The following is a 1,412-nucleotide window of genomic DNA, read 5'->3' on the forward strand; positions in this document are numbered from 1 at the left end:
GGTCGACCAGGATTTGATCATCGCCGTCATCAACGGCACGGTGCTGACGCGCCGGGACGTCGATAATCGCGGGCGGCTGTTCGCGCTGTCGGCCGGGCTGAACCTGAGCGAGGACGTGATGGCGCGGCTGCGCCCGCAGATCGTCCGGCAATTGATCGACGAGCGGCTGCGCCAGGCGGAGATGCTGTCGCGCCATATCAACGTGCCGCCCGAGCAGATCGCGGCGGCGATCGGCGATATCGAGCGCCGCAACGGCATGCCGCACAACGCGCTGCGCGACCGGCTGGCCCAGGACGGGATTTCGCTGACCACGCTGATCGACCAGATCCGCGTGCAACTGGGCTGGACCCAGGTGCTGCGCGAGGAGATGGGGTCGCGCGCGCGCATCACCGCCGCCGAGATCGCGCAGCGCGACGCGGCGCTGCGGCAGGAGGACGGCAAGCCGCAATATCTGATCAGCGAGATCTTCATCCCGGTGGATGACCCGCGCCATTCGGAAGACGAGCTGAAATTCACCCAGACCATCATCCAGGAACTGCGCAACGGCGCGCCGTTCGCCATCGTCGCCGCCCAGTTCTCGCAGAACCAGACGGCGCTGGAAGGCGGGATGATGGGGTGGATGCAGGAAGACAGCCTGGACCCCGAGGTCGTGGCGGTGGCGCGGCAGATGCCGATCGGCGCCATTTCCAATCCGATCCGCGTGGCGGGCGGCTATGTCATCGCGACGCTGAGCGGGCGGCGGGTCATCGGCCACCAGATGGGCACGCTGGTTTCGCTGCGCCAGGCGTTCCTGCCCTTCACCAGCGCGCTGGACCCGCACAACCCGACCGACCAGCAGAAGCAGATGCTGAAGGAGGCGCAGCAGATTTCGGCGACCGTGCATTCCTGTGCCGAGTTGGAGGCGCAGAACCACAAATATGGCGACAAGCGCGCGGCCAATCCGGGCGATGTGCAACTGGAACGTGTGAACCCGCAGATGCAGCAGGTCCTGGCCAACCTGCCCGTGGGGCAGGCCAGCCATCCGTTGGTGTCCACCGACGGGATCGACGTGCTGATGATCTGTGCGCGCCAGCAGAAGAATTTCGCCCAGCAGACGCCCAGCGAGATTGCCGACCAGTTGCTGAACGAGCGGGTCGAGCAGGCATCGCGGCAGTTGGACCGCGATTTGCGCCGCCGGGCGATCATCGACATGCGGTCGAAGGTCTAGGTCACGGGAAACGCGTTGTGACCGGGGCCGAACGCATGCCGGCTGAACGCACGCCAGGGGCGCGGCCGGACGGGGCGGGTCAGGAGCTGGGACAGGGGTCGGGGCTGGAGCCGCTGCGCGCGGTGATCGCCCGCCATGGGCTGGATGCGCGCAAGGCGCTGGGGCAGCATTTCCTGCTGGATCCGGGGATCGTGGCGCGGATTGC

Annotated in this window: 1 protein-coding gene and 1 pseudogene; both read left to right on the forward strand. The window is 67.4% G+C overall.

All coding sequences use genetic code 11. The features are described from left to right. On the forward strand, positions 1-1,207 hold a 1,207-nt coding region (locus HUK84_RS18220; protein ID WP_176641499.1), incomplete at its 5' end, for a peptidylprolyl isomerase. A gap of 17 nt (positions 1,208-1,224) precedes the next feature. Further along, positions 1,225-1,412 (forward strand): annotated as a pseudogene (locus tag HUK84_RS23335) (hypothetical protein); the annotation flags it as partial.

Origin of the sequence: Nguyenibacter vanlangensis, from assembly GCF_013376155.1 — a bacterium.
Classification (GTDB): Bacteria; Pseudomonadota; Alphaproteobacteria; order Acetobacterales; family Acetobacteraceae; genus Gluconacetobacter; species Gluconacetobacter vanlangensis.